The organism is Rhizobium etli CFN 42, assembly GCF_000092045.1.
In the GTDB taxonomy this organism is placed as follows: domain Bacteria; phylum Pseudomonadota; class Alphaproteobacteria; order Rhizobiales; family Rhizobiaceae; genus Rhizobium; species Rhizobium etli.
Genome location: NC_007761.1, coordinates 90,370 through 111,180 on the forward strand (window position 1 = coordinate 90,370; position 20,811 = coordinate 111,180).

The window sequence follows — 20,811 nt, forward strand, 5'->3', positions numbered from 1 at the left end:
GTATGAGCAATGCGATGCGCACGCCCGCAGGGGCTATATCAGTGGAAAGATATCAGGGAGCCGTGGCCGAGGGACGCTTGCGTCGTCTCTGGAATGCCAATGCTCCCGGCTATCTCTTCCTTCTGCCATGGCTCGTCGGCTTTTTCGGGCTGACGCTCGGGCCGGCCCTGATTTCGCTCTACCTCTCCTTCACCGACTTCGACATGCTTCAGTCGCCGCGGTGGGTGGGAATGGCGAATTACGTGCGCATCGCCACGGCGGATCCGAAATTCTCGGCCGCCATGGACGTCACCCTGACTTACGTCGTCTTCTCCGTACCGTTCAAGCTGACCTTCGCCCTGCTGGTCGCCATGGCCCTCAACCGCGGCCTGCGCGGCTTGACCGTCTATCGCGCCATCTTCTATCTGCCGTCGCTCCTCGGCGGCAGCGTCGCGATCGCCGTGCTATGGCGTCAGCTTTTCGCCAGCGATGGTCTCGTCAACGCCGCGCTCTCGCAGTTCGGAATCGAAGGTCCAAGCTGGATCTCGCACCCGAACTATTCGATCTACACGCTGGTGGCGCTGTCGGTCTGGCAGTTCGGCTCGCCGATGATCATCTTTTTGGCAGGTCTTCGCCAGATCCCGCAGGATATGTATGAGGCCGCGAGCCTCGACGGCGCCTCGAAATTCCGGCAGTTCTACAAGATCACCCTGCCGCTTCTGACGCCGGTGATCTTCTTCAACGCCGTCGTGCAGACGATCGAAGCCTTCAAGGCCTTCACGCCGGCCTTCATCATATCCGGCGGCACCGGCGGCCCGATCAATTCGACGCTCTTCTACACGCTCTATCTCTATCAGGAAGCCTTCGGCAATTTCCGCATGGGCTACGCCTCGGCGCTTGCCTGGATCCTGGTGGTGATCATCGCGATCTTCACCGCCTTCTCCTTCCTGACCTCGCGTTACTGGGTGCACTACGATGACTGAGACGACCGCTTCCGTCACCGCGGCCCGGCCGCCATCGGACATTACCAAACGCAGCCTGCCGGCCTCGCTCGTCGTCCACGCGCTGCTGATTGCCGCCTCGCTTCTCATGCTCTATCCGCTGCTGTGGATGGTTTCGGCATCGGTCAGGCCGGAAAACGAGATCTTCTCATCGACTTCGCTCATCCCGTCGTCGATCGATCTCTCCTCTTATGTGCGCGGCTGGACCGGGCTCGATGTCAGCTTCGGCCGGTTCTTCTGGAATTCGCTCGTCATCTCGGTGCTTGTCGTGACAGGCAATGTCATCGCCTGCTCGCTGACGGCCTACGCCTTCGCGCGGCTGCGGTTTGCCGGCCGGAACTTTTGGTTTGCGATCATGCTCGGCACGCTGATGATCCCCTATCACGTGACGCTGATCCCGCAATATGTTCTCTTCCTCGATCTCGGCTGGGTGAATACCATCCTGCCGCTCGTCGTGCCGAAGTTCCTGGCAAGTGACGCCTTCTTCATTTTCCTGATGGTGCAGTTCTTCCGGGGTATTCCGCGTGAACTCGACGAGGCGGCGATGATGGACGGCTGCAGCGCCTGGCGCATCTATTGGAAGATCATGCTGCCGCTGTCGCTGCCGGTGCTGGCAACGGCCGCCATCTTCTCATTCATCTGGACATGGGACGATTTCTTCGGCCCGCTGATCTACCTGAACGACATGAACACCTACACGATTCAGCTCGGCCTGCGTACCTTCGTCGATTCAACCAGCGCATCGGATTGGGGCGGCTTGTTCGCCATGTCGACCTTGACGCTCGTGCCGGTGTTCTTCTTCTTCCTGTTCTTCCAGCGCCTGCTGATCGAGGGCATCGCCACGACGGGCATGAAACGCTGATGGCGGCGATGGAAAAGAGAGACATGAGCATCAAGACCGTCGCGATCGTCGGCTGCGGCATCGGCCGTTCGCATATCGTCGAAGGCTATCTGCCACATTCCGACAAGTTCAAGGTGGCGGCGATCTGCGATCTGAACGAAGAACGTCTGGCTGCCGTCGGCGACGAATTCGGCATCGAGCGCCGCACGACCTCCTTCGAGGAGTTGCTGGCCGACGAGACCATCGACATCATCGATATCTGCACGCCCCCGGGCGTGCATCTGGAGCAAGTGGTCGCCGCCCTCGGTGCCGGCAAACACGTCGTCTGCGAGAAACCACTGACGGGCTCGCTGGCAGGAGTCGATAGGATCATGGAAGCGGAAAAGGCAGCCAAGGGCGTGCTGATGCCGATCTTCCAGTACCGTTACGGCGATGGCATCCAGAAGGCCAAGCGGATCATCGATGCCGGCATCGCCGGCAAGCCCTATACGGCTTCCGTCGAAACCTTCTGGCTGCGCAAACCGGAATATTACGCCGTGCCCTGGCGCGGCAAATGGGCGACGGAACTCGGCGGCGTGCTCGTCACCCATGCGCTGCATCTGCACGACATGCTGATGCATCTGATGGGCCCGGCGGCAAGGGTCTTCGGCCGCGTCGCCACCCGCGTCAACGATATCGAGGTCGAGGACTGCGCCTCTGCAAGCCTGCTGATGGAAAACGGCGCCTTTGTCTCGCTGTCCTGCACGCTGGGTTCGCAGGAGCAGATCAGCCGGTTGAGGCTGCACTTCGAAAACGTCACCTTCGAAAGCACGCACGAACCTTATACGCCGGGCAAGGACCCCTGGAAAATTATCGCGGCCAATGATGACGTCAGGCAGAAGATCGACCGAGTGGTCGGCGATTGGCAGCCGGTCGCGCCGCGATTCACCACGCAGATGGGACAGTTCCACGCCTTCCTCAGCGGCAATGGACCGCTGCCGGTGACAACAGCGGATGCGCGCCGCGCGCTCGAACTTGTCACCGCAATCTACCAATCCTCCGACAGCGGCGCTGAAGTGCCGCTGCCGGTCGGTCCGGACAGTCCGAAATACGCCGACTGGCGCGCAAGAACGAAGTAACCGACAAATAAACGAGAGGGTTTTGAGAAGATGGCAACCAGTGTCGTTCTTCAGAAGGTCGAGAAGCGCTACGGCGCGATGGATGTGATCCACGGCATCGACCTCACGATCGATCCCGGCGAATTCGTCGTTTTCGTCGGTCCCTCCGGCTGCGGAAAATCGACCCTTCTGCGGATGATCGCCGGTCTCGAGGAAATATCAGGCGGCGCGCTGCTGCTCGACAGCGAGCGCATGAACGAGGTGGCGCCGGCCAAGCGCGGCATCGCCATGGTCTTCCAGTCCTATGCCCTCTATCCGCATATGTCGGTCTACAAGAACCTCGCCTTCGGCCTGGAGACGGCGGGTTACAAAAAGGCAGATATCCAGCCGAAGGTCAAACGCGCCGCCGAAATCTTGCAGATCGAGAAGCTCCTGGAGCGTAAGCCGAAGGCGCTGTCCGGCGGCCAGCGCCAGCGTGTCGCGATCGGGCGCGCCATCGTGCGCGAACCACGCATCTTCCTGTTCGACGAACCGCTGTCGAATCTCGATGCCGAGCTACGCGTGCAGATGCGCGTCGAAATTTCCAGGCTGCACCGGCAGCTCGGCAATACCATGATCTATGTCACCCATGACCAGGTCGAGGCCATGACGATGGCCGACAAGATCGTCGTCTTGAATTCGGGTCGCATCGAGCAGGTCGGTGCGCCGCTCGACCTCTATAACAATCCCGCCAACCGCTTCGTCGCCGGCTTCATCGGCAGCCCAAAAATGAATTTCCTGAAGGCTCGCATCGAAGGGGTCGGCGACGCCGAAACCAGCATTCACGTCTGCGGCAACTCCGTCCGCCTGCCGCGCCGGCTGAAAGGCGAGGCCGGCGAGGCCGTCACCTTCGGCATTCGCCCCGAGCATCTTTCTCTTGCGGAGGGTGCGATCACGCTCTCGACGGTCAATGTCGATCTCGTCGAAAATCTCGGCGGCGCCACCATGCTCTACACTACGACGCCGGATGGCCAGCTCCTGACGATTGCCCTCGACGGCCAGCAGAAGGTCGAGCGCGGCGCCAATGTGAAGACCTTCTTCGACCCGGCCCGCTGCCACGTCTTCGACGCCGCCGGCAAGACCATCTGACCCTACAGCGCCTTTGCGCGTCCGGAAGGACGCGCGCGGCTGCTTGACAGCCTATCCTCCTCTGCCCCATCATTTTGCCAGCGCCGCAAGGGGGATAGCATGACGCCTGAGGATAGGATTCATGCGCTTGGCATCTGGCAGGGTCCGATTGAAATTTCGCCGATATCTGGCGGCATCACCAACAGAAACTATCTGGTCAGCGATGCCGTCGCGCGCTGCGTGGTGAGACTCGGCACCGATATTCCGATCCACCACATCATCAGGCAGAACGAGCTTGCCGCCAGCCGTGCGGCGCACGCCGCCGGCTTGTCGCCCGCCGTCATCCACCATTCGCCCGGCGTGCTGGTGCTCGACTATATCGAGGCGCGGGCGCTGTCGCCCGAGGATATCAGGACGCCGGAAATGCTGGCCCGGATCGTGCCGCTGGTGCGCGCCTGCCACCACGATATCGCGCGGCATTTCCGCGGCCCGGCGATGATCTTCTGGGTCTTCCACGTCATCCGCGACTACGCCGCCAGCCTGAAGGAGTCGGGAAGCACCTATCTTTCGCTGCTGCCGGAGCTGATTGCCAAGGCCGAGACGCTGGAAAAGGCCGCAGCACCGTTCGAGATCGCCTTCGGCCATAATGATCTTCTGGCCGCCAATTTTCTCGATGACGGCAAGCGGCTCTGGCTGATCGACTGGGATTATGCCGGCTTCAACACGCCGCTGTTCGATCTAGGCGGATTGGCCTCCAACAATGAGTTCGTCCAAGCTGCCGAGCGGACGATGCTCGAGACCTATTTCGATAGGCCGCTGACCGATGAGCTCAGCCGGCGCTACGGCGCGATGAAATGCGCGTCGCTGCTGCGCGAGACGCTGTGGAGCATGGTTTCGGAAATTCATTCCACCATCCAATTCGACTATGCCGCCTATACCGCCGAAAATCTCGGGCGTTTCGAGCGCGCCTATCAAGGCTTTGAACAGGATCGATAAATGACAAAAGCATTACCGAAGACGGCAAAGGCCGTGGTCATCGGCGGCGGCATCATCGGCTGCTCGACAGCCTATCATCTCGGCAAGCTCGGCTGGACCGATACCGTCCTGCTCGAACGCAAGAAGCTGACCTCCGGCACCACTTTCCACGCCGCCGGCCTCGTCGGCCAGCTGCGCACGAGCGCCAACATCACCCAGCTGCTCGGTTATTCCGTCGATCTCTACAAGCGGCTGGAGACAGAAACCGGCCTCGGCACCGGCTGGAAGATGAATGGCGGCCTGCGGCTTGCCTGCAACGAGGAGCGCTGGACGGAAGTCAAGCGCCAGGCGACCACCGCCCAGTCCTTCGGCCTTGAAATGCAGTTGCTGACGCCGCAAGAAGCCTTCGATCTCTGGCCGCTGATGACAATCGACGATCTGGTCGGCGCCGCCTTCCTTCCCACGGACGGACAGGCCAACCCTTCCGACATCACCCAGGCGCTCGCCAAAGGCGCCCGCATATCCGGCGTTTCGATCTTCGAGGACACCGAAGTTCTTGACCTCGACATCGACAAGGGAAAAATCCGCGCCGTCATGACCGCTGAGGGCCGTATCGAATGCGAGCGCGTCGTCGTCTGCGCTGGTCAATGGACGCGCGCCTTCGCTGCCCGCTTCGGCGTGAACGTGCCGCTGGTCTCGGTCGAGCATCAATATACTATCACCGAGTCCTTCGGTGTGCCCTCCAACCTGCCGACACTGCGTGATCCCGATCGCCTGACCTATTACAAGGAGGAGGTCGGCGGTATCGTCATGGGCGGCTATGAGCCGAACCCGATTGCCTGGGCGAAAGACGGGATCCCGCAAGGCTTCCACTACACCCTGCTGGACAGCAATTTCGAGCATTTCGAGCAGATCATGGAGCAGGCGCTCGGCCGCGTCCCGGCGCTGGAGAATGTCGGCGTCAAGCAACTGCTGAACGGACCCGAAAGCTTCACGCCGGATGGCAACTTCATTCTCGGCGAGGCGCCGGAGCTCAAAAATTTCTTCGTCGGCGCCGGCTTCAACGCCTTCGGTATCGCCTCTGCCGGCGGCGCCGGCATGGCGCTTGCCGAATGGGTGGCGAAGGGCGAGCCGCCCTACGATCTCTGGCCGGTCGATATCCGCCGCTTCGGGCGCCCGCATTTCGATACCGACTGGGTGCGCACCCGTACGCTCGAAGCCTATGGCAAACACTACACCATGGCCTGGCCGTTCGAGGAGCATTCGAGCGGCCGCCCGTGCCGCAAATCGCCGCTCTATGACCGGCTGAAGGCGCAGGGTGCCTGTTTCGGCGAAAAGCTCGGCTGGGAGCGGCCGAACTGGTTTGCCGATCTGTTCGCCAACGAGGAGCCGAAGGATATCTACAGCTACGCCAGACAGAACTGGTTTGAGGCCGCCGGCCGTGAACACAAGGCGGTGCGCGAGGCGGCGGTCATCTTCGACCAGACCTCATTCGCCAAATTCGTGTTGAAGGGCAGTGATGCCGAGGCGGCGCTGTCCTGGATGGCTTCCAATGATGTCGCGAGGCCTGTGGGATCACTCATCTATACGCAGATGCTGAACGACAGAGGTGGCATCGAGTGCGACCTGACGGTCGCCCGTATCACCGAGAACGAATATTACATCGTCACCGGCACGGGTTTTGCCACGCACGACTTCGATTGGATCGCACGCAATATTCCGGCCGGGATGCATGCCGAACTGGTCGACGTCACCTCCGCCTATTGCGTTCTGTCGCTGATGGGGCCGAATTCGCGAGCGGTGCTCGAAAAGGTGACCGGCAGCGATGTCTCCAATGCGGCCTTCCCCTTCGGCCGGGTCAGGACCATTGGCATATCGGGCTGCCCGGTGCGGGCATTGCGCATCACCTATGTCGGCGAACTCGGCTACGAGCTGCATATCCCGGTGGAATATGCAACGACGGTCTATGACGTGCTGATGGCAGCCGGCGGCGAATTCGGCCTCGTCAATGCCGGCTATCGCGCCATCGAGAGCTGCCGCCTGGAAAAGGGCTATCGCGCCTGGGGATCCGATATCGGTCCCGATCATACGCCTGTCGAAGCCGGCCTCGGCTGGGCGGTGAAGATCCGCAAGAACATCCCCTTCCGCGGCCGCGAAGCGATCGAACGGCAGCTCAAGGAAGGTGTGAAGAAGCGCCTTGCCTGCTTCATTCCAGACGATCCCGATACGGTGCTGCTCGGCCGCGAAACCATCTATCGCGACGGCAAACGTGTCGGCTGGCTCTCGAGCGGCGGCTTCGGTTATACGCTTGGGAAGGCGATCGGCTACGGCTACGTCCGCAATGCCGGGGGCGTCACGGAGGATTTCATCCTCTCCGGCAGCTATGAGCTGGACGTCGCCAGGGAGCGCATTCCCTGCAAGGTGTCGCTGGCGCCGCTCTACGATCCTGGTATGGCGCGTGTGAAGGCTTGATGGGGTGAATTCCCTGTGCGCTCGAGCACTCCGAGGGTACGCATGACGAGAGGGCACGCCGTGACAGCCCCCTCTGCCCTGCCGGGCATCTCCCCCACAGGTGGGGAGATTGGCTGGGCTCACTGGCCCCCAAACAACTGGCGTCACAGCCCGGCGCAACGACAGACGGTGCCGAAGGTTTGGCCAGTTGTGATCTCCCCACCTGTGGGGGAGATGCCTGGCAGGGCAGAGGGGGCGATCGCGGCACACCCTCTCTGTCGAAAAACCTCAAAACAGCGGCAGCCGATCGTCCTGGATCAGGATTTCCAGCTTGTCCGACACATCCTGCGACCAGGCCCGGTGTTCCGTCAAAGCCTTCGGGAAAAGTCCGGGAAGAGTGAACAGCGCCGCCGAGATCGCCGGACCGGTGCGCGGGATATCGGCAATCAGCGCGGCGATCTCCGCGGCCCGGGGATCGCGCAGCTCATAGCGCTCGCCATTGCCACGCTCGCCGATCGCATAACGCATCCATGCCGCGACGGCGATCGCGTAGGTCTCCGCCCGGTCGCCAAGGGCCAGCGCCTCGCACGCCGGCTCCAGCAGCCGCTGCGGCAGTTTCTGCGTACCGTCCATGGCGATCTGGTAGGTGCGGTGGGCGATCGCCTTATTTGCAAAGCGTGCTATCAATTCATTGGCATAGTCATCGAGATCGATGCCCGGCACCGCGTCGAGGGTGCGCGCCGCCGCGTGCATGTGGCGGTAGGCAAGCGCTGCCAGGGCAGCATCGTCCATCACGTCACGGATGAATTCATAGCCGCCGATATAACCGAGATAAGCGAGCAGCGAATGGGCGCCATTCAGCATCCGGAGCTTCATCTTCTCATAGGCCGAGACGTCCTCGACCATCAGCGCGCCGCGCACCTTTTCCCAGGCCGGACGGCCACTGGCGAAATGGTCTTCGATGACCCATTGCGTAAAGGGCTCCGTCTCGATCGCCGCCATGTCGGTGCGCCCCGTCAGGCGCTCGGCATCGGCATAGGTCGCCTCGGTGCTTGCGGGCGTGATGCGATCGACCATCGTCGAGGGGAAGGGTACATTCGCTTCGATCCAGCGATGCAGGTCGGCATCGACGCGGGAGGTGAATTCCAGCACGAGGCGCTTCAGCACGGCGCCATTGCTCGGCAGGTTGTCGCAGCTGAGCGGCGTAAAGGGTGCGATGCCCGTCTGCCGGCGGCGCGCGAGGCCCTCGACGAGATAACCGATGACGCCGCGCGGCGCATGTCGGTTGGCGAGGTCGGCGACGATATCGGGATGTTTGAGGTCGAGGCCGCCGGTTGCGGGATCGAAACCATAGGCCTTTTCCGTTACCGTCATGCTGACGATGCGGATGGCTGGATCCTCGAGCCGCGCCAACAGCCCGGCCGAATCGCGCGGCGCCACATGCGCCTTCAGGATCGAGCCGATCACTTCGGCCGTCGTGCCGGACGTGTCGCGGATCAGCACCGTATAGAGCCCGTTCTGGGCGGAGAGATTGTCCGCGACATCGGGCGTGCGCAAGCTTGCCACCTCAATGCCCCAGTCGCCGCCCGCGGCTGCGAGCGCACCATCCGTGAAAGGTGCGAAATGGGCGCGGAAGAAGGCGCCCGGGCCGAGATGCAGGATGCCGGCCTTCAGGCTATTCCTGTCATAGGCGGGAACCTTTGCCGTCGGCGCAAGGCCGGTCACGTTTTGCAGTCTATCGCTCACAGCTTGTAGGCCTTCTTCGCATTGTCATAGGAGAGTTCGCGCGCGACGATCTCGGCTTCCTTCTTCGAGATCCGGTGCTCGGCGGCGAGCCCGGCGAGGAAGCGGCAAACTTCGCGGCGCCAGACGTCATGGCGGGCCGGGATCGACAGCAGCGCGCGCGTGTCGTCGTTGAAGCCTGCCATATTGGCGAAACCGGCTGTCTCGACGACCTGGTCGAGATAGCGGCGGATGCCGAGCGGGCTGTCATGAAACCACCAGGGCGGGCCGACCATCAGGCAGGGCCAATGGCCGGCCATCGGGGCCAGCTCCCGGGCATAGGTCGTCTCGTCAAGCGTGAAGAGCAGGATGCGCAGGCCAGGCGCATGGCCGTATTTGGAAAGCAGCGCATTGAGGCCACCGACCCAGTCCGTGCGTGTCGGGATATCGGCGCCCATATTGGGGCCGCGGGTGGCAAAGAGCCCGCTGTCGGTATTGCGCCGCGAGCCGGCATGGATCTGCATCACCATGCCGTCCTCGGCCGAAAGACCAGCCATCTCGGTCATCATCTGACCGCGGAAAAGCTCGGCATCGACAGCCGAAAGCGGCCCTTTCAGCGCCTTGTCGAGCAGCGCCTGCTTTTCTGCAAGCGGCAGATCTGATGTAAAGGCTGTCGGCACGCCGTGATCGGTCGCAGTCGCGCCGAACTGCCGGAAATAGGCGCGCCGGCGCCGATGCGCCTCGATCAGGCCGTCCCAGCGCGTCACATCAGCGCCGGTGATCTCTCCGAATTTTATCAGATTGTCGCGGAAACCGACGGCATCGGGATCGGTGACGCTGTCCGGCCGGTACGTGGTACGCACCTTGCCGATCCAGCCGTCGGCCGCCATCTTCTGATGATGGACAAGCGGGTCGAGCGCACCTTCCGTCGTCGCGATCGTTTCGATCCCGAATCGCTGATGCAGCGCCCGCGGGCGGAATTCGGGACGGGCGAGCTGGGCGTTGATGTGGTCGTAGAGCGCATCGGCATTATCAGCCGTCAGTGGCTCGGTGCAGCCGAGCACGGCCGACATTGCATGATCGACCCAGAGGCTCGAGGGTGTTCCGCGGAAGAGATGGTAATGCTTGGCAAAGGTCCGCCAGATCTCCCGCCCTTCAGCCACCGGATTGCCGTCGAGCCTGGGAACACCGAGCTCGTCCAAGCCGACGCCGACGCTGTGCAGCATGCGGAACAGATAGTGATCGGGAATGACAAGCAGCGAAGCCGCGTCTTCAAAGGGCTTATCGTCGGCGAACCAGGACGGTTCAGTGTGGCCGTGCGGGCTGACGATCGGAAGATTGCGCACCGTCTCGTATAGGTCCCGCGCAATAGTCCGTGTCGCCGGATCGGCCGGAAAGAGCCGGTCCGGATGAAGAAAGCCATTGCCTGCATCCATCAGTAATCCTCCCTGATGGATAGGGCCTACCCCACAACATCAGGCACGGCAAGGTCTTTTAGTAACCAAACGGTTCAGTTTTGCGCATGGCCGCGTCGAGGGTCGAAAACATTGACGCGGCGGCCTATTTCGGCTTTGGAAAAACCATCTGTTCTGCCGGTGTCGGCAAAGGAGGTTCGATGTCCGACGAGACCAACCGCATCACCCGGCTGGAGGAAATGCTGGCCTATCAGGCAAACACGATCGAGGAGCTTTCCGATCAGCTCGCCGAACAATGGAAGATCGTGGAGCAGATGCGCACCAAGCTTGATAGGTTGACAGAACGCTTCCTGTCACTGGAGGAGCAGTCGCTGGAAGCCCCGGCAATTACCCGCCCGCCGCATTATTGAAAGCACGCGGCGGAATGCCGCGTGCCCTCGCTACAGGGACCAATCAGAGGCCGCCAATGCAGAGATATTTCATCTCCAGATAATCGTCGGCGCCGTGGCGCGAGCCCTCGCGGCCGAGACCCGATTGCTTGATGCCGCCGAATGGCGCCATCTCCGACGACATCAGCCCGGTATTGATGCCGACCATCCCGTATTCGAGTGCTTCCGCCACCCGCCAGACCTTCTTGAGGTCGCCGGCATAAAAATAGGCGGCCAGGCCGAATTCCGTATCATTGGCCTGAGTGATGACGTCCTCGGCCGTCTCGAAGCGGAAGAGCGGCGCCACCGGCCCGAAGGTTTCCTCGCGCGCCACCGTCATATCGCGGGTGACGCCGGTCAGCACTGTCGGCGCAAAGAAGGTGCCGGCGCCGTCGATGCGCTTGCCGCCGGTCAGAATCTTGGCGCCCTTGGCAACTGCGTCGCCGACATGGTCCTCCACCTTCGCAAGACCCTGCTCGTCGATCAGTGGCCCGATCTCGACACCGGGCCTGAACCCGTCGCCGACCGACATGTCGGCGACCTTGGCGGCAAGCTTCGCGGCAAAGGCGTCATAGACGCCGGACTGGATATAGAGGCGGTTGGCGCAAACGCAGGTCTGGCCGGCATTGCGATATTTGGAGGCGATCGCGCCCTCGACGGCAGCGTCGAGATCAGCATCATCGAAGACAATAAACGGCGCGTTGCCGCCGAGCTCCAGGCTCACCTTCTTGATCTGGTCGGCGCATTGCCGCATCAGGATACGGCCGACCTCGGTCGAGCCGGTGAAGCTGATCTTGCGCACCTTGTCATTGCCGCAGAGCTCGCGGCCGATCGCCGGGCCATCGAGCCCGACGATGAGATTGAAGACGCCGGCCGGAATGCCGGCCTGTTCGGCGAGCACGGCAAGGGCAATCGCCGTCAGCGGCGTCTGCTCGGCCGGCTTCGACACGACAGTGCAGCCGACGGCAAGCGCCGGCGCGATCTTGCGGGCAATCATCGCCGCCGGGAAATTCCACGGCGTGATCGTACCGACGACGCCGACCGGCTGCTTGATGACGATCATGCGCTTGTCCTGGGACGGCGCCGGGATCGTCTCGCCGTAAATGCGCTTGGCCTCTTCCGCATACCATTCGATATAGGCGGCGGCATAAAGGATCTCACCGCGCGCTTCGGGGAAGGGCTTGCCCATTTCGGCGGTCAGGATCGCCGCGAGCGCATCGGCATTGGCGACTATCAGGTCGAACCATTTGCGCAGGATCTGGCTGCGTTCCTTGGCCGGGCGGGCAGCCCAGGCCGGCTGGGCGGCATAGGCCGCATCGATCGCCGCTCGCGTTTCGGCTGCGCCCATATCGGGCAGGGAGGCGAGCAGCTCGCCGGTTGCCGGGTTCAGCACATCGAAGGTCTTTGCGGCGGCGTCGCCCGGCGTCCAGACGCCGTTGATATAGCCGGCATCGCGCAGCAGCGGCGAGGAAAAGGCAACGTGCCTGGTCAGTGCGGTGGTGAAAGCCATGTCATATCTCCTTGGGAACGGCTGCCGATCGCGGCGCCATTGAAATCCGGATTCGATCGGCGCTAGCAGGCCGCACTCGCTTCCAGCATCGAGGTCTCGAGAATATCGAGCGCCTCGCCAAAGACATCGTCCTGGATGGTGATAGGCGCGAGGAAGCGGATGACATTTCCATGGACGCCGCAGGTCAGCAGGATCAGCCCCTTGTCGAGCGCTGCCAACCGCACCTTGTTGGCGAAGTCAGCGCTTGGCAATCCCGTCCTCCGGTCATTGAATTCGACGGCGTTCATGAAGCCGGGTCCGCGAATATCGGCGATCTCCGGCACCCTCTCGTGCAGCGATTCCAGCCGCTGCTTCAGCCGCTGGCCGAGCAGGTTGGCGCGGTTGCAGAGGTCTTCATCCTTGATCACGTCGAGGACGGCATGCGCGGCGGCGATGCCGATCGGATTGCCGCCATAGGTGCCGCCGAGCCCGCCCGGTCCCGGCGCGTCCATGATCTCGGCGCGACCGGTGACGGCGGCAAGCGGAAAGCCGCCGGCAAGGCTCTTTGCCATCGTCGTCAGGTCGGCCGCCACCTCGTGATGATCCATCGCAAACATCCGGCCGGTGCGGGCAAAACCGGTCTGCACCTCATCGGCGATCAACAGGATGCCGTGCTGGTCGCAGAGTTCGCGCAGCGCCTTCATGAAGCTCGCCGGCACCGGGTAGAAGCCGCCTTCGCCCTGCACCGGCTCGATGATGATGGCCGCGACCCGCTGCGGATCGACATCGGCGGCGAAGAGTTTCTTCAGCGCCGCAAACGACTGATCGACAGAGACGCCATGCAGTTCGACGGGGAAAGGAATATGGAAGACATCGCCCGGCATGGCGCCGAAGCCGACCTTGTAGGGCACGACCTTGCCGGTCAGCGCCATGCCCATGAAGGTGCGCCCGTGAAAGCCGCCGGTAAAGGCGATCACGGCGGAGCGGCCCGTTGCCGCCCGCGCAATCTTGATGGCGTTTTCGACGGCTTCGGCGCCCGTGGTGACAAAGATCGTCTTCTTCTCGAAGTCCCCCGGCACCAGCACGTTCAGCCGCTCGGCGAGGCTGATGTAGTTCTCATAAGGCACCACCTGATGGCAAGTATGGGTGAAGTGGTCGAGTTGATCCTTGACCGCCGCAATGACTTTAGGGTGTCGGTGGCCGGTGTTGAGCACCGCGATTCCGGCGGCGAAATCGATATAGCGGCGGCCCTCCTTGTCCCAGATTTCGGCATTCTCTGCGCGGTCCGCATAGATCTGGGTGGTCATGCCGACGCCGCGTGAAATCGCGGCGTTCTTCCGGTCGGTAAGGCTTGTCGCGGTCATCGATCTGTTCCCGTGTTGAAGGTTTTGGAATTATCTTACATAAATTCTGTAAGACACTCTGGAAATTCCTATATTTTTTCTGCAAGAAAACAAGCGGCATTTTTTTCTTCAAACATCACGCGATTTGATGAATGCTCGCGCAACGAGATTCGGGGTATTGGCTGATGAGTGACAACGGGCCTGTGCGCTACAAGGTGGCGGAGGCCGCGCGGCTGGCGGGCGTCTCCGCCTCGACGCTGCGCCTCTGGGAAAGCCAGGGTCTGGTCGTTCCCGGCCGCTCCGACACCGGCCATCGGCAATATAGCGCCGACGATGTGGCGCGGCTGAAGCGCATCTCCTGGTACCGGGTCGAGCGCGGTCTCAATCCGGCAGCAATCCGAGAGGCGCTGGAGAGCGAGGAACCTTCCGCCGACAGTGCCGAACCCGGCCAGGGTTCCGGCCTCGGCCGGAAACTGCGGAGCCTCCGCCACGCCGCAGGCAAGACCCTCGATCAGGTGGCCAGCGATATCGGCATCACCGCTTCGACGCTCTCGACGCTGGAGCGCACCTCGCAAGGCGTCGGATTCAAGACGCTGCACGATCTCGCCGAATATTACGCTACGACCGTCTCCCGCCTTTCGGGCGAGGAAAGCGAGGAGGTGCCGGCAGTGATACGCGCCGGCGAGTGGCGCACCTGGCCGGAAACGACCCCCGGGGTTACGGTGCAGCTGCTTGCCGAAGGTCGCAGGATGATGGATTGCCATCGTTTCGTGCTGGCTCCGGGCGCTGCCAGCCAGGGCGCCTATCGCCACGAAGGCGAGGAATTCATGCATGTCCTGTCCGGCCGACTGGAACTGGTGCTCGACAGCGATCAGTTCTTCGATCTCGGCCCGGGCGATTCACTGTATTTCGAAAGCCGCCGCTACCATTCCTGGCGCAACCGCCACGATGGCGAAACCGTGCTTCTCTGGATCAACACGCCGCCGACATTCTGAACCAGCCGCAGCAGGAAGCAGTTTCGCAATGTGTACCTTTGCGCTATAGCGCGAGTGGAGAATATCCGAACGAAAGACAGTCTCATGGCCGCCACCATCCGTTATCACGAAGGCGATATTTCCGCGGCCGACGCGGCCCGCTACACCGGCGCGATCGCGATCGATACCGAGACGCTGGGCCTGGTGCCGCGGCGGGATCGTCTCTGCGTCGTCCAGCTTTCTCCGGGTGACGGCACCGCCGACATCATCCGCATCGCCGCCGGCCAGAAAGCGGCCCCCAATCTCGTCGCCCTTCTCGAAGATCCCACGCACCAGAAGATCTTTCATTACGGCCGCTTCGATATTGCCGTGCTCTTTCATACCTTCGGCGTCACGACCAATCCGGTGTTCTGCACCAAGATTGCTTCGCGCCTCTGCCGCACCTACACCGATCGCCACGGCCTCAAAGACAATCTCAAGGAGATGCTTGACGTCGATGTCTCCAAGGCGCAGCAATCTTCCGATTGGGCGGCTGAGACGCTGTCGCCGGCCCAGCTCGAATATGCCGCTTCCGACGTGCTTTATCTGCACGCGCTTCGAGATAAGCTGACGGCCCGCCTGATCCGCGACGGCCGGTTCGACCACGCCACGGCCTGCTTCGCATTCCTGCCGACCCGCGCCAAGCTCGACCTTCTCGGCTGGGAAGAGGCCGATATCTTCGCTCACAGCTGAGCGAATTGCCGTCATCTTCACTGTCTGCAGTCGCGGATGAACTGGTCCGCCGACGTTAGGGTTTCGTTAATCTCTGTTTCTTAATATTCGATTTAATTTTTAGGCATTCGATGGCGCAGTTTGCGTCATGCGGACAGGGGGATCTGCTCGGGATGCAAGGGACCGGATGAGCGCGGTCCTTTCATAGAGCCTGCTTTCATCGTCACTTTACGAAAGGGCATGCCATGCTGACCCCCGTTCGTGCAGCGTCCAATGCAAGCTTTTCATCTCAAGGCCAGACCGCGGCGATCTTGGCCGCCAGTCTTGACCGTTCGGTGATTGCCCCCGCGCCCGTCAATGCCGTCGAAGCCGCCGACCTGAATTCCGCCATTGCCGGCAAGCTCAATATCCTGCTCCTTGCGGCGCGCGAGCGCATGGTTGAAGCCCTTTTCGATGTCATCGATGCAGCTGGCCGCTCGATCTCGCTCGATCGCGGCGAGGACGAGAGCAATTCCGCCTTCGCCTCCCGGCTGGCCGATGCCATCCGCGGGCTGCCGGCCGCCAGGATCGATGAGGTCGAAGGCCAGCTGAGCGCGCAGGGGCACAGTCTGCCGCTTCGGATGATCGCCGAAGCCTTGAAGAATCCGACGGGGCCTGAGGCGGCGCGTATCGTCGCCTATCTGGAAATCGTGCGCTACAAGGACCGCGATCTCGCTGCCCGCGCCGTCGTCCGATCCTATGGTCAGAACGATGCTTCGCCGATGCGCGCCGAAGCGCGGCCCGAGATCCAGCTGCATGAAGACAGTCTGCCCGCCGCGATCCGCCCGCCGGTGGAAAAGCGAACTGAACCAGCCGGCAAATTGATCGAGACCGCCCTGCCTGCGACAAGCGCGGAAGCGCTCACCGCCGAAGCCGTTGACCCCGAAATTTCGCAGTCTGAGAACCGGATTCGCTCCGCTTCGGTGACAAAAGCAGAGGTTGCCCCGAGGGTCGAAGCCCGGCAATCGGCGCCTGCAGAGCAGCACGCGGGTGACGACACGGCCGAGGTGGCGGAGCCGCCGGTCGTTCAGCCTCGCGCAGCGTCGGGAGAAGCCGATCCCGTCATTCCCCGGAACTGGACGGGAATCGTCGCCTCCATGACCGAAGAGGTCTCCGAGATGATCGTCACCATCATCCGTGAGCAGGACTTGGAAAACGTGCTGGAGGATGGTGCTGTCGAGGCGGCGGTAGAGGTCGATGCCATTCTCGATGAGGCCGTCATCAGCGAAGCGAACGAGTCCTTGACGAGACAGCCGGCAGATCTGGCCGCCGCGGATGCTCGACAGTCGCCAGTTCTCCACTCGTCGCAGATGGAAACCGGGGCTACGGCTGCGGCCGCCCGACAGCCGAAAGAAATTGCCGCACAGCCGCAACCGGTGCCGCTTCCCCAGATGGCCGAAGCCTCTTATGTGCCGCTCGCGGCCAAGGTGCCGGAGGGCTTTGCCTATGCCCAGCTGCCTTATCAGTTCGCCAAGGATACGCCGTCGAATGAAAAAGCCGGCGAAACGAGCCACCAGCATCACCATCACCAGGACGGTGCGCCGCAGGACGAGCAGCAGTCGCAATACGGCGGCGAGGATGCCGAGCCCGATGCTGAAGGGGCGGAAGCGGCACCCGAGCGCAGGACGCCGAGGATGATCGATACCGAGCCGTCGGCGTATCGGCCGGACACGGCGGCCGATCCAGTCTACGCGCTTTATCAGCGCATGGTCGGCTGGGAATAGCGGTTTTCATTACCTGAAAATAAAGAACCCGCCGGATCGCTCCGGCGGGTTCTTCAGTTCAAAGAGGGAGCGAGGCTTATTCGCCGCCGCGGTTCTTCAGGGCTGCGCCCAGAATGTCGCCAAGCGAAGCGCCCGAGTCGGACGAACCGAACTGAGCGACGGCTTCCTTCTCTTCCGCAATCTCCAGAGCCTTGATGGACAGCATGATCTTGCGGTCCTTCTTGGAGAAGTTGGTGACGCGGGCGTCGACGACCTGGCCGACCGAGAAGCGCTCAGGACGCTGCTCGTCGCGGTCGCGGGCGAGATCGGCGCGACGGATGAAGGAAGTGATGTCCTCGTGGTTGACGAGCTTCACTTCGACGCCGCCATCGTTGATGGCGATGACTTCGCAGGAAACGACGGCGTTCTTGCGCAGATCGCCCGAAGCAGCGGCGTCGCCGACTGCATCCTTGCCGAGCTGCTTGATGCCGAGCGAGATGCGTTCCTTCTCGACGTCGACGTCGAGAACGACAGCCTTGACGACGTCACCCTTGTTGTACTCCTCGATGACCTGTTCGCCCGGACGGTTCCAGTCGAGGTCGGAGAGGTGCACCATGCCGTCGACATCGCCGTCGAGACCGATGAACAGGCCGAATTCGGTCTTGTTCTTGACTTCGCCTTCGACTTCAGTGCCGGCCGGATGGCTGCGGGCGAATGCTGCCCACGGGTTTTCCAGCGTCTGCTTGAGGCCGAGCGAGATACGGCGCTTGGACGGATCGACTTCGAGAACGACGACTTCGACTTCCTGGCTCGTGGACAGGATCTTGCCGGGGTGAACGTTCTTCTTGGTCCAGGACATTTCCGAGATGTGGATCAGGCCTTCAATGCCCGGCTCCAGCTCGACGAATGCACCATAGTCGGTGATGTTGGTGACGGTACCGGAGATCTTCTTGCCTTCCGGATACTTGGCCTGGATGCCATCCCACGGATCGGACTCGAGCTGCTTCATGCCGAGCGAGATGCGGTGGGTTTCCTGGTTGATGCGGATGATCTGAACCTTGACCTGCTGGCCGATGTTCAGGATTTCCGACGGATGGTTCACACGGCGCCATGCCATGTCGGTGACGTGCAGCAGGCCGTCGATGCCGCCGAGGTCGACGAACGCACCGTAATCGGTGATGTTCTTGACGACGCCGTCAACAACCTGGCCTTCTTCGAGGTTCTGAACGATTTCAGAACGCTGCTCGGCACGGGATTCTTCCAGAACCGTACGGCGCGAAACGACGATGTTGCCGCGGCGCTTGTCCATCTTGAGGATTTCGAAGGGCTGCGGATTGTGCATCAGCGGCGTGACGTCGCGGATCGGACGGATGTCGACCTGCGAACGTGGCAGGAAGGCGATCGCACCGTCGAGGTCGACCGTGAAGCCGCCCTTGACCTGGTTGAAGATCACGCCTTCGACGCGCTCGCCGGCTTCGAACTTGGCTTCAAGCTTGATCCAGCTTTCTTCGCGGCGAGCCTTCTCGCGCGACAGAACGGCTTCGCCAAGCGCGTTTTCGATGCGCTCGACATAGACTTCGACTTCGTCGCCGACCTTCAGCGAACCGTCCTTGGCGCGTGCGCCGAATTCCTTGAGCGCGATGCGCCCTTCAACCTTGAGGCCGACGTCGACAACGGCGACGTCCTTCTCGATGCCCGTGACGATGCCCTTGGTGACATAGCCTTCGGCCAGGTCATTCTTGGCAAAGGACTCTTCGAGAAGAGCCGCGAAATCCTCGCGGGAGGGGGTAGCTACTGACATAAAATCTCCTGCGTGTCCTGATTGGCAGAGCGGACACGTATGCGCCGGTGGTTTGCGTTGAACGGGCCTGAACCCAGTCCGCCCTCTCTTACGAAGGCAATCCGGCGCTTGGACGGAATTTCAGGCTGCATAAAAGCGATATCGTGCTTCTGCGCACGCGAAATCGCTTGAATTTAGGCATTTCGGCTCAAGGCCGCATCGATGATCGAATGAGCGGCATGAAACGCGGCCTCTATACTCATTTCCGACGTGTCAAGCAAGTGCGCATCATCAGCTGGTTTCAAAGGGCTGTCGGCCCGTCCCATGTCACGTTCGTCGCGCCGCTTGACGTCTTCGAAAATCGCCTCGAAATCCGCCGTTGCCCCCTTGCCGAGGATCTCGTCGTAACGGCGTCTGGCGCGTACCTCCGGCGACGCCGTTACATAGAGCTTCACCGGCGCATCCGGACAAACGACCGTGCCGATATCGCGTCCGTCGAGCACCGTTCCCGGCGTCCTTGCCGCAAAACGGCGCTGCGCTTCTACTAAGGCCCGGCGCACTGCCGGCATGACGGCGATCTTCGAGGCGGCTTCGCCGATTTCGTGTCGAGAAAGGATATCGCGATCCAGCCCGGCAAGTTCAACCTCCCGCGCCATCTTTTCCGCCACCGCTTCGTCGTCGAGCGGCAGGCCGGCGTCGAGCAGCGCCTTGGCCGTCGCGCGATAGGTGAGCCCCGTGTCGAGATGGTGAAAGCCGTATCGTTCAGCGATGAGACGCGAAAGCGTCCCCTTACCGGCTGCCGCCGGGCCGTCGATGGCGATGGTGAAACTCTTTGTTGCCATGAGATCAATCCTGCAATGATGCGCCATGAGGCGCCAAAGGGGTCGTATTGCGCGGATGCGGCTGGAACAGGAAGTTGGCGGCGGGCTGCGGCGCAGAGCCATGCATCGCGTAATCCTCTGTAACTGCATCGCATTTCTTCCGAAGCGTCGGCCTGGCCGGCTGCTGCCTTCGCCCGTTTTTTCTACTGCCGCGGCTCGTTACCACAAACGCCATCAGCGGTCATCCGCCAGCCGGCGAAAACGGCCGCACGGAGATGATAAAGTTTGGCTTTGACATGGGAAGCCACAGCGATTAAGGGGACCGGCTTATAATTTCCGATGGAACGCCGGCTTGCACGGCATTTTGCCGAATCGCGGATTCGGCCATTCTCACGAGGCTTATAGTGGCGAAAGCGGAACTTGGAACCAAGCGCACCGATCCGGAAACCGGCAAGAAGTTCTATGATCTGAACCGGGATCCGATCGTTTCCCCTTATACCGGCAAGTCCTATCCCCTGTCCTTCTTCGAGGAAACTTCGGCGATCGCCGATGTTGCCGAGGAAGACGAGGTTGCGGAAGTCGATACCGAAAACACCGAAGTCGAACTGGTTTCGCTCGAGGATGCCGATGATGGCGCCAGCGGCGACGACATTCCGGATATGGGCGACGACGATGTCGAAATCGAAGGCGACGACGATGACGACACCTTCCTCACACCCGACGAAGACGACGACGATGACGACATGAGCGACATCATCGGCGTGACCGGCGACGAAGACGAAGTCTGATCAGACGAATGCCGGCCCGGATTACAAAAAAATTCCGGGTCGGATTTTTTAGGCTTGCTATCTGCGAAAACCGCAAGTAAGAAGCCGCCACTCCGAGGGCAACACCCCGAGGAGATCCCAGGACCGGCGCTCGGCCGGACCGCCTTG

Annotated in this window: 17 protein-coding genes; 11 read left to right on the plus strand and 6 right to left on the minus strand. The window is 61.9% G+C overall.

Annotated elements, in window-relative coordinates; genetic code table 11:
- Nucleotides 1-2: 2 nt before the first annotated feature.
- The 6 genes from RHE_RS00425 to RHE_RS00450 all read left to right on the plus strand — a co-directional run bounded on the left by RHE_RS00425 (nucleotide 3) and on the right by RHE_RS00450 (nucleotide 7,472).
- A complete protein-coding gene (locus tag RHE_RS00425) occupies nucleotides 3-962 on the plus strand; it encodes a carbohydrate ABC transporter permease (RefSeq protein WP_042117684.1) in 960 nt (319 codons plus the stop codon).
- On the plus strand, nucleotides 955-1,842 hold the full coding sequence (locus RHE_RS00430) for a carbohydrate ABC transporter permease (RefSeq protein WP_011423481.1): 888 nt from the start codon (nucleotides 955-957) through the stop codon (nucleotides 1,840-1,842). Before RHE_RS00425 ends, RHE_RS00430 begins: the two co-directional genes overlap by 8 nt.
- Nucleotides 1,842-2,939 (plus strand): Gfo/Idh/MocA family protein, encoded by a 1,098-nt coding sequence (locus RHE_RS00435; protein WP_406867023.1) that lies wholly within the window; start codon nucleotides 1,842-1,844, stop codon nucleotides 2,937-2,939. The genes RHE_RS00430 and RHE_RS00435 overlap by 1 nt, the downstream gene beginning before the upstream one ends.
- Before the next feature lie 30 nt (nucleotides 2,940-2,969).
- Nucleotides 2,970-4,046: an ABC transporter ATP-binding protein gene (locus tag RHE_RS00440; RefSeq protein WP_011423483.1), complete on the plus strand. Its 1,077-nt coding sequence runs from the start codon at nucleotides 2,970-2,972 to the stop codon at nucleotides 4,044-4,046.
- A gap of 99 nt (nucleotides 4,047-4,145) precedes the next feature.
- On the plus strand, nucleotides 4,146-5,021 hold the full coding sequence (locus RHE_RS00445; protein WP_011423484.1) for a choline/ethanolamine kinase family protein: 876 nt from the start codon (nucleotides 4,146-4,148) through the stop codon (nucleotides 5,019-5,021).
- Nucleotides 5,022-7,472, plus strand: a complete 2,451-nt coding sequence (locus RHE_RS00450) for a GcvT family protein (protein WP_011423485.1) — start codon at nucleotides 5,022-5,024, stop codon at nucleotides 7,470-7,472.
- Nucleotides 7,473-7,739: 267 nt separating this feature from the next.
- On the opposite strand, the gene RHE_RS00455 is transcribed toward RHE_RS00450, so the two are convergent.
- Together RHE_RS00455 and uxaC are read right to left on the minus strand one after the other, a co-directional pair.
- Nucleotides 7,740-9,197 carry a mannitol dehydrogenase family protein gene (locus RHE_RS00455; protein WP_011423486.1) on the minus strand — a complete coding sequence of 486 codons (1,458 nt, stop codon included), beginning with the start codon at nucleotides 9,195-9,197 and terminating at the stop codon, nucleotides 7,740-7,742.
- Nucleotides 9,194-10,609, minus strand: coding sequence for a glucuronate isomerase (uxaC, locus tag RHE_RS00460; RefSeq protein ID WP_011423487.1), 1,416 nt, complete (start codon nucleotides 10,607-10,609; stop codon nucleotides 9,194-9,196). The genes RHE_RS00455 and uxaC overlap by 4 nt, the downstream gene beginning before the upstream one ends.
- Before the next feature lie 179 nt (nucleotides 10,610-10,788).
- Here uxaC and RHE_RS00465 point away from each other — a divergent pair, with 179 nt between their 5' ends.
- The gene (locus RHE_RS00465) at nucleotides 10,789-10,998 is read left to right on the plus strand and encodes a SlyX family protein (RefSeq protein ID WP_011423488.1); all 210 of its coding nucleotides are present in this window, start codon (nucleotides 10,789-10,791) and stop codon (nucleotides 10,996-10,998) included.
- A gap of 43 nt (nucleotides 10,999-11,041) precedes the next feature.
- On the opposite strand, the gene RHE_RS00470 is transcribed toward RHE_RS00465, so the two are convergent.
- Both RHE_RS00470 and RHE_RS00475 read right to left on the minus strand, forming a co-directional pair.
- A complete protein-coding gene (locus tag RHE_RS00470) occupies nucleotides 11,042-12,526 on the minus strand; it encodes an NAD-dependent succinate-semialdehyde dehydrogenase (protein WP_011423489.1) in 1,485 nt (494 codons plus the stop codon).
- 62 nt (nucleotides 12,527-12,588) lie between these two features.
- On the minus strand, nucleotides 12,589-13,869 hold the full coding sequence (locus RHE_RS00475) for a 4-aminobutyrate--2-oxoglutarate transaminase (protein WP_011423490.1): 1,281 nt from the start codon (nucleotides 13,867-13,869) through the stop codon (nucleotides 12,589-12,591).
- Nucleotides 13,870-14,033: 164 nt separating this feature from the next.
- Between RHE_RS00475 and RHE_RS00480 the strand changes: the two genes are divergently transcribed.
- The 3 genes from RHE_RS00480 to RHE_RS00490 all read left to right on the plus strand — a co-directional run bounded on the left by RHE_RS00480 (nucleotide 14,034) and on the right by RHE_RS00490 (nucleotide 17,296).
- The gene (locus RHE_RS00480; protein WP_011423491.1) at nucleotides 14,034-14,843 is read left to right on the plus strand and encodes a MerR family transcriptional regulator; all 810 of its coding nucleotides are present in this window, start codon (nucleotides 14,034-14,036) and stop codon (nucleotides 14,841-14,843) included.
- A gap of 84 nt (nucleotides 14,844-14,927) precedes the next feature.
- Entirely contained in the window at nucleotides 14,928-15,554 is a 627-nt protein-coding gene (locus tag RHE_RS00485) for a ribonuclease D (RefSeq protein ID WP_011423492.1), read from the plus strand.
- Between the two features lie 224 nt (nucleotides 15,555-15,778).
- Nucleotides 15,779-17,296, plus strand: coding sequence for a hypothetical protein (locus RHE_RS00490; protein WP_011423493.1), 1,518 nt, complete (start codon nucleotides 15,779-15,781; stop codon nucleotides 17,294-17,296).
- 76 nt (nucleotides 17,297-17,372) lie between these two features.
- Here the strand turns inward: RHE_RS00490 and rpsA are convergent, their stop codons facing one another.
- The gene (gene rpsA, locus RHE_RS00495; RefSeq protein ID WP_011423494.1) at nucleotides 17,373-19,076 is read right to left on the minus strand and encodes a 30S ribosomal protein S1; all 1,704 of its coding nucleotides are present in this window, start codon (nucleotides 19,074-19,076) and stop codon (nucleotides 17,373-17,375) included.
- A 173-nt stretch (nucleotides 19,077-19,249) separates the two neighbouring features.
- Nucleotides 19,250-19,897, minus strand: a complete 648-nt coding sequence (cmk, locus tag RHE_RS00500) for a (d)CMP kinase (RefSeq protein WP_020920063.1) — start codon at nucleotides 19,895-19,897, stop codon at nucleotides 19,250-19,252.
- Between the two features lie 383 nt (nucleotides 19,898-20,280).
- Here cmk and RHE_RS00505 point away from each other — a divergent pair, with 383 nt between their 5' ends.
- On the plus strand, nucleotides 20,281-20,664 hold the full coding sequence (locus RHE_RS00505) for a TIGR02300 family protein (RefSeq protein ID WP_011423496.1): 384 nt from the start codon (nucleotides 20,281-20,283) through the stop codon (nucleotides 20,662-20,664).
- Nucleotides 20,665-20,811: the final 147 nt, after the last annotated feature.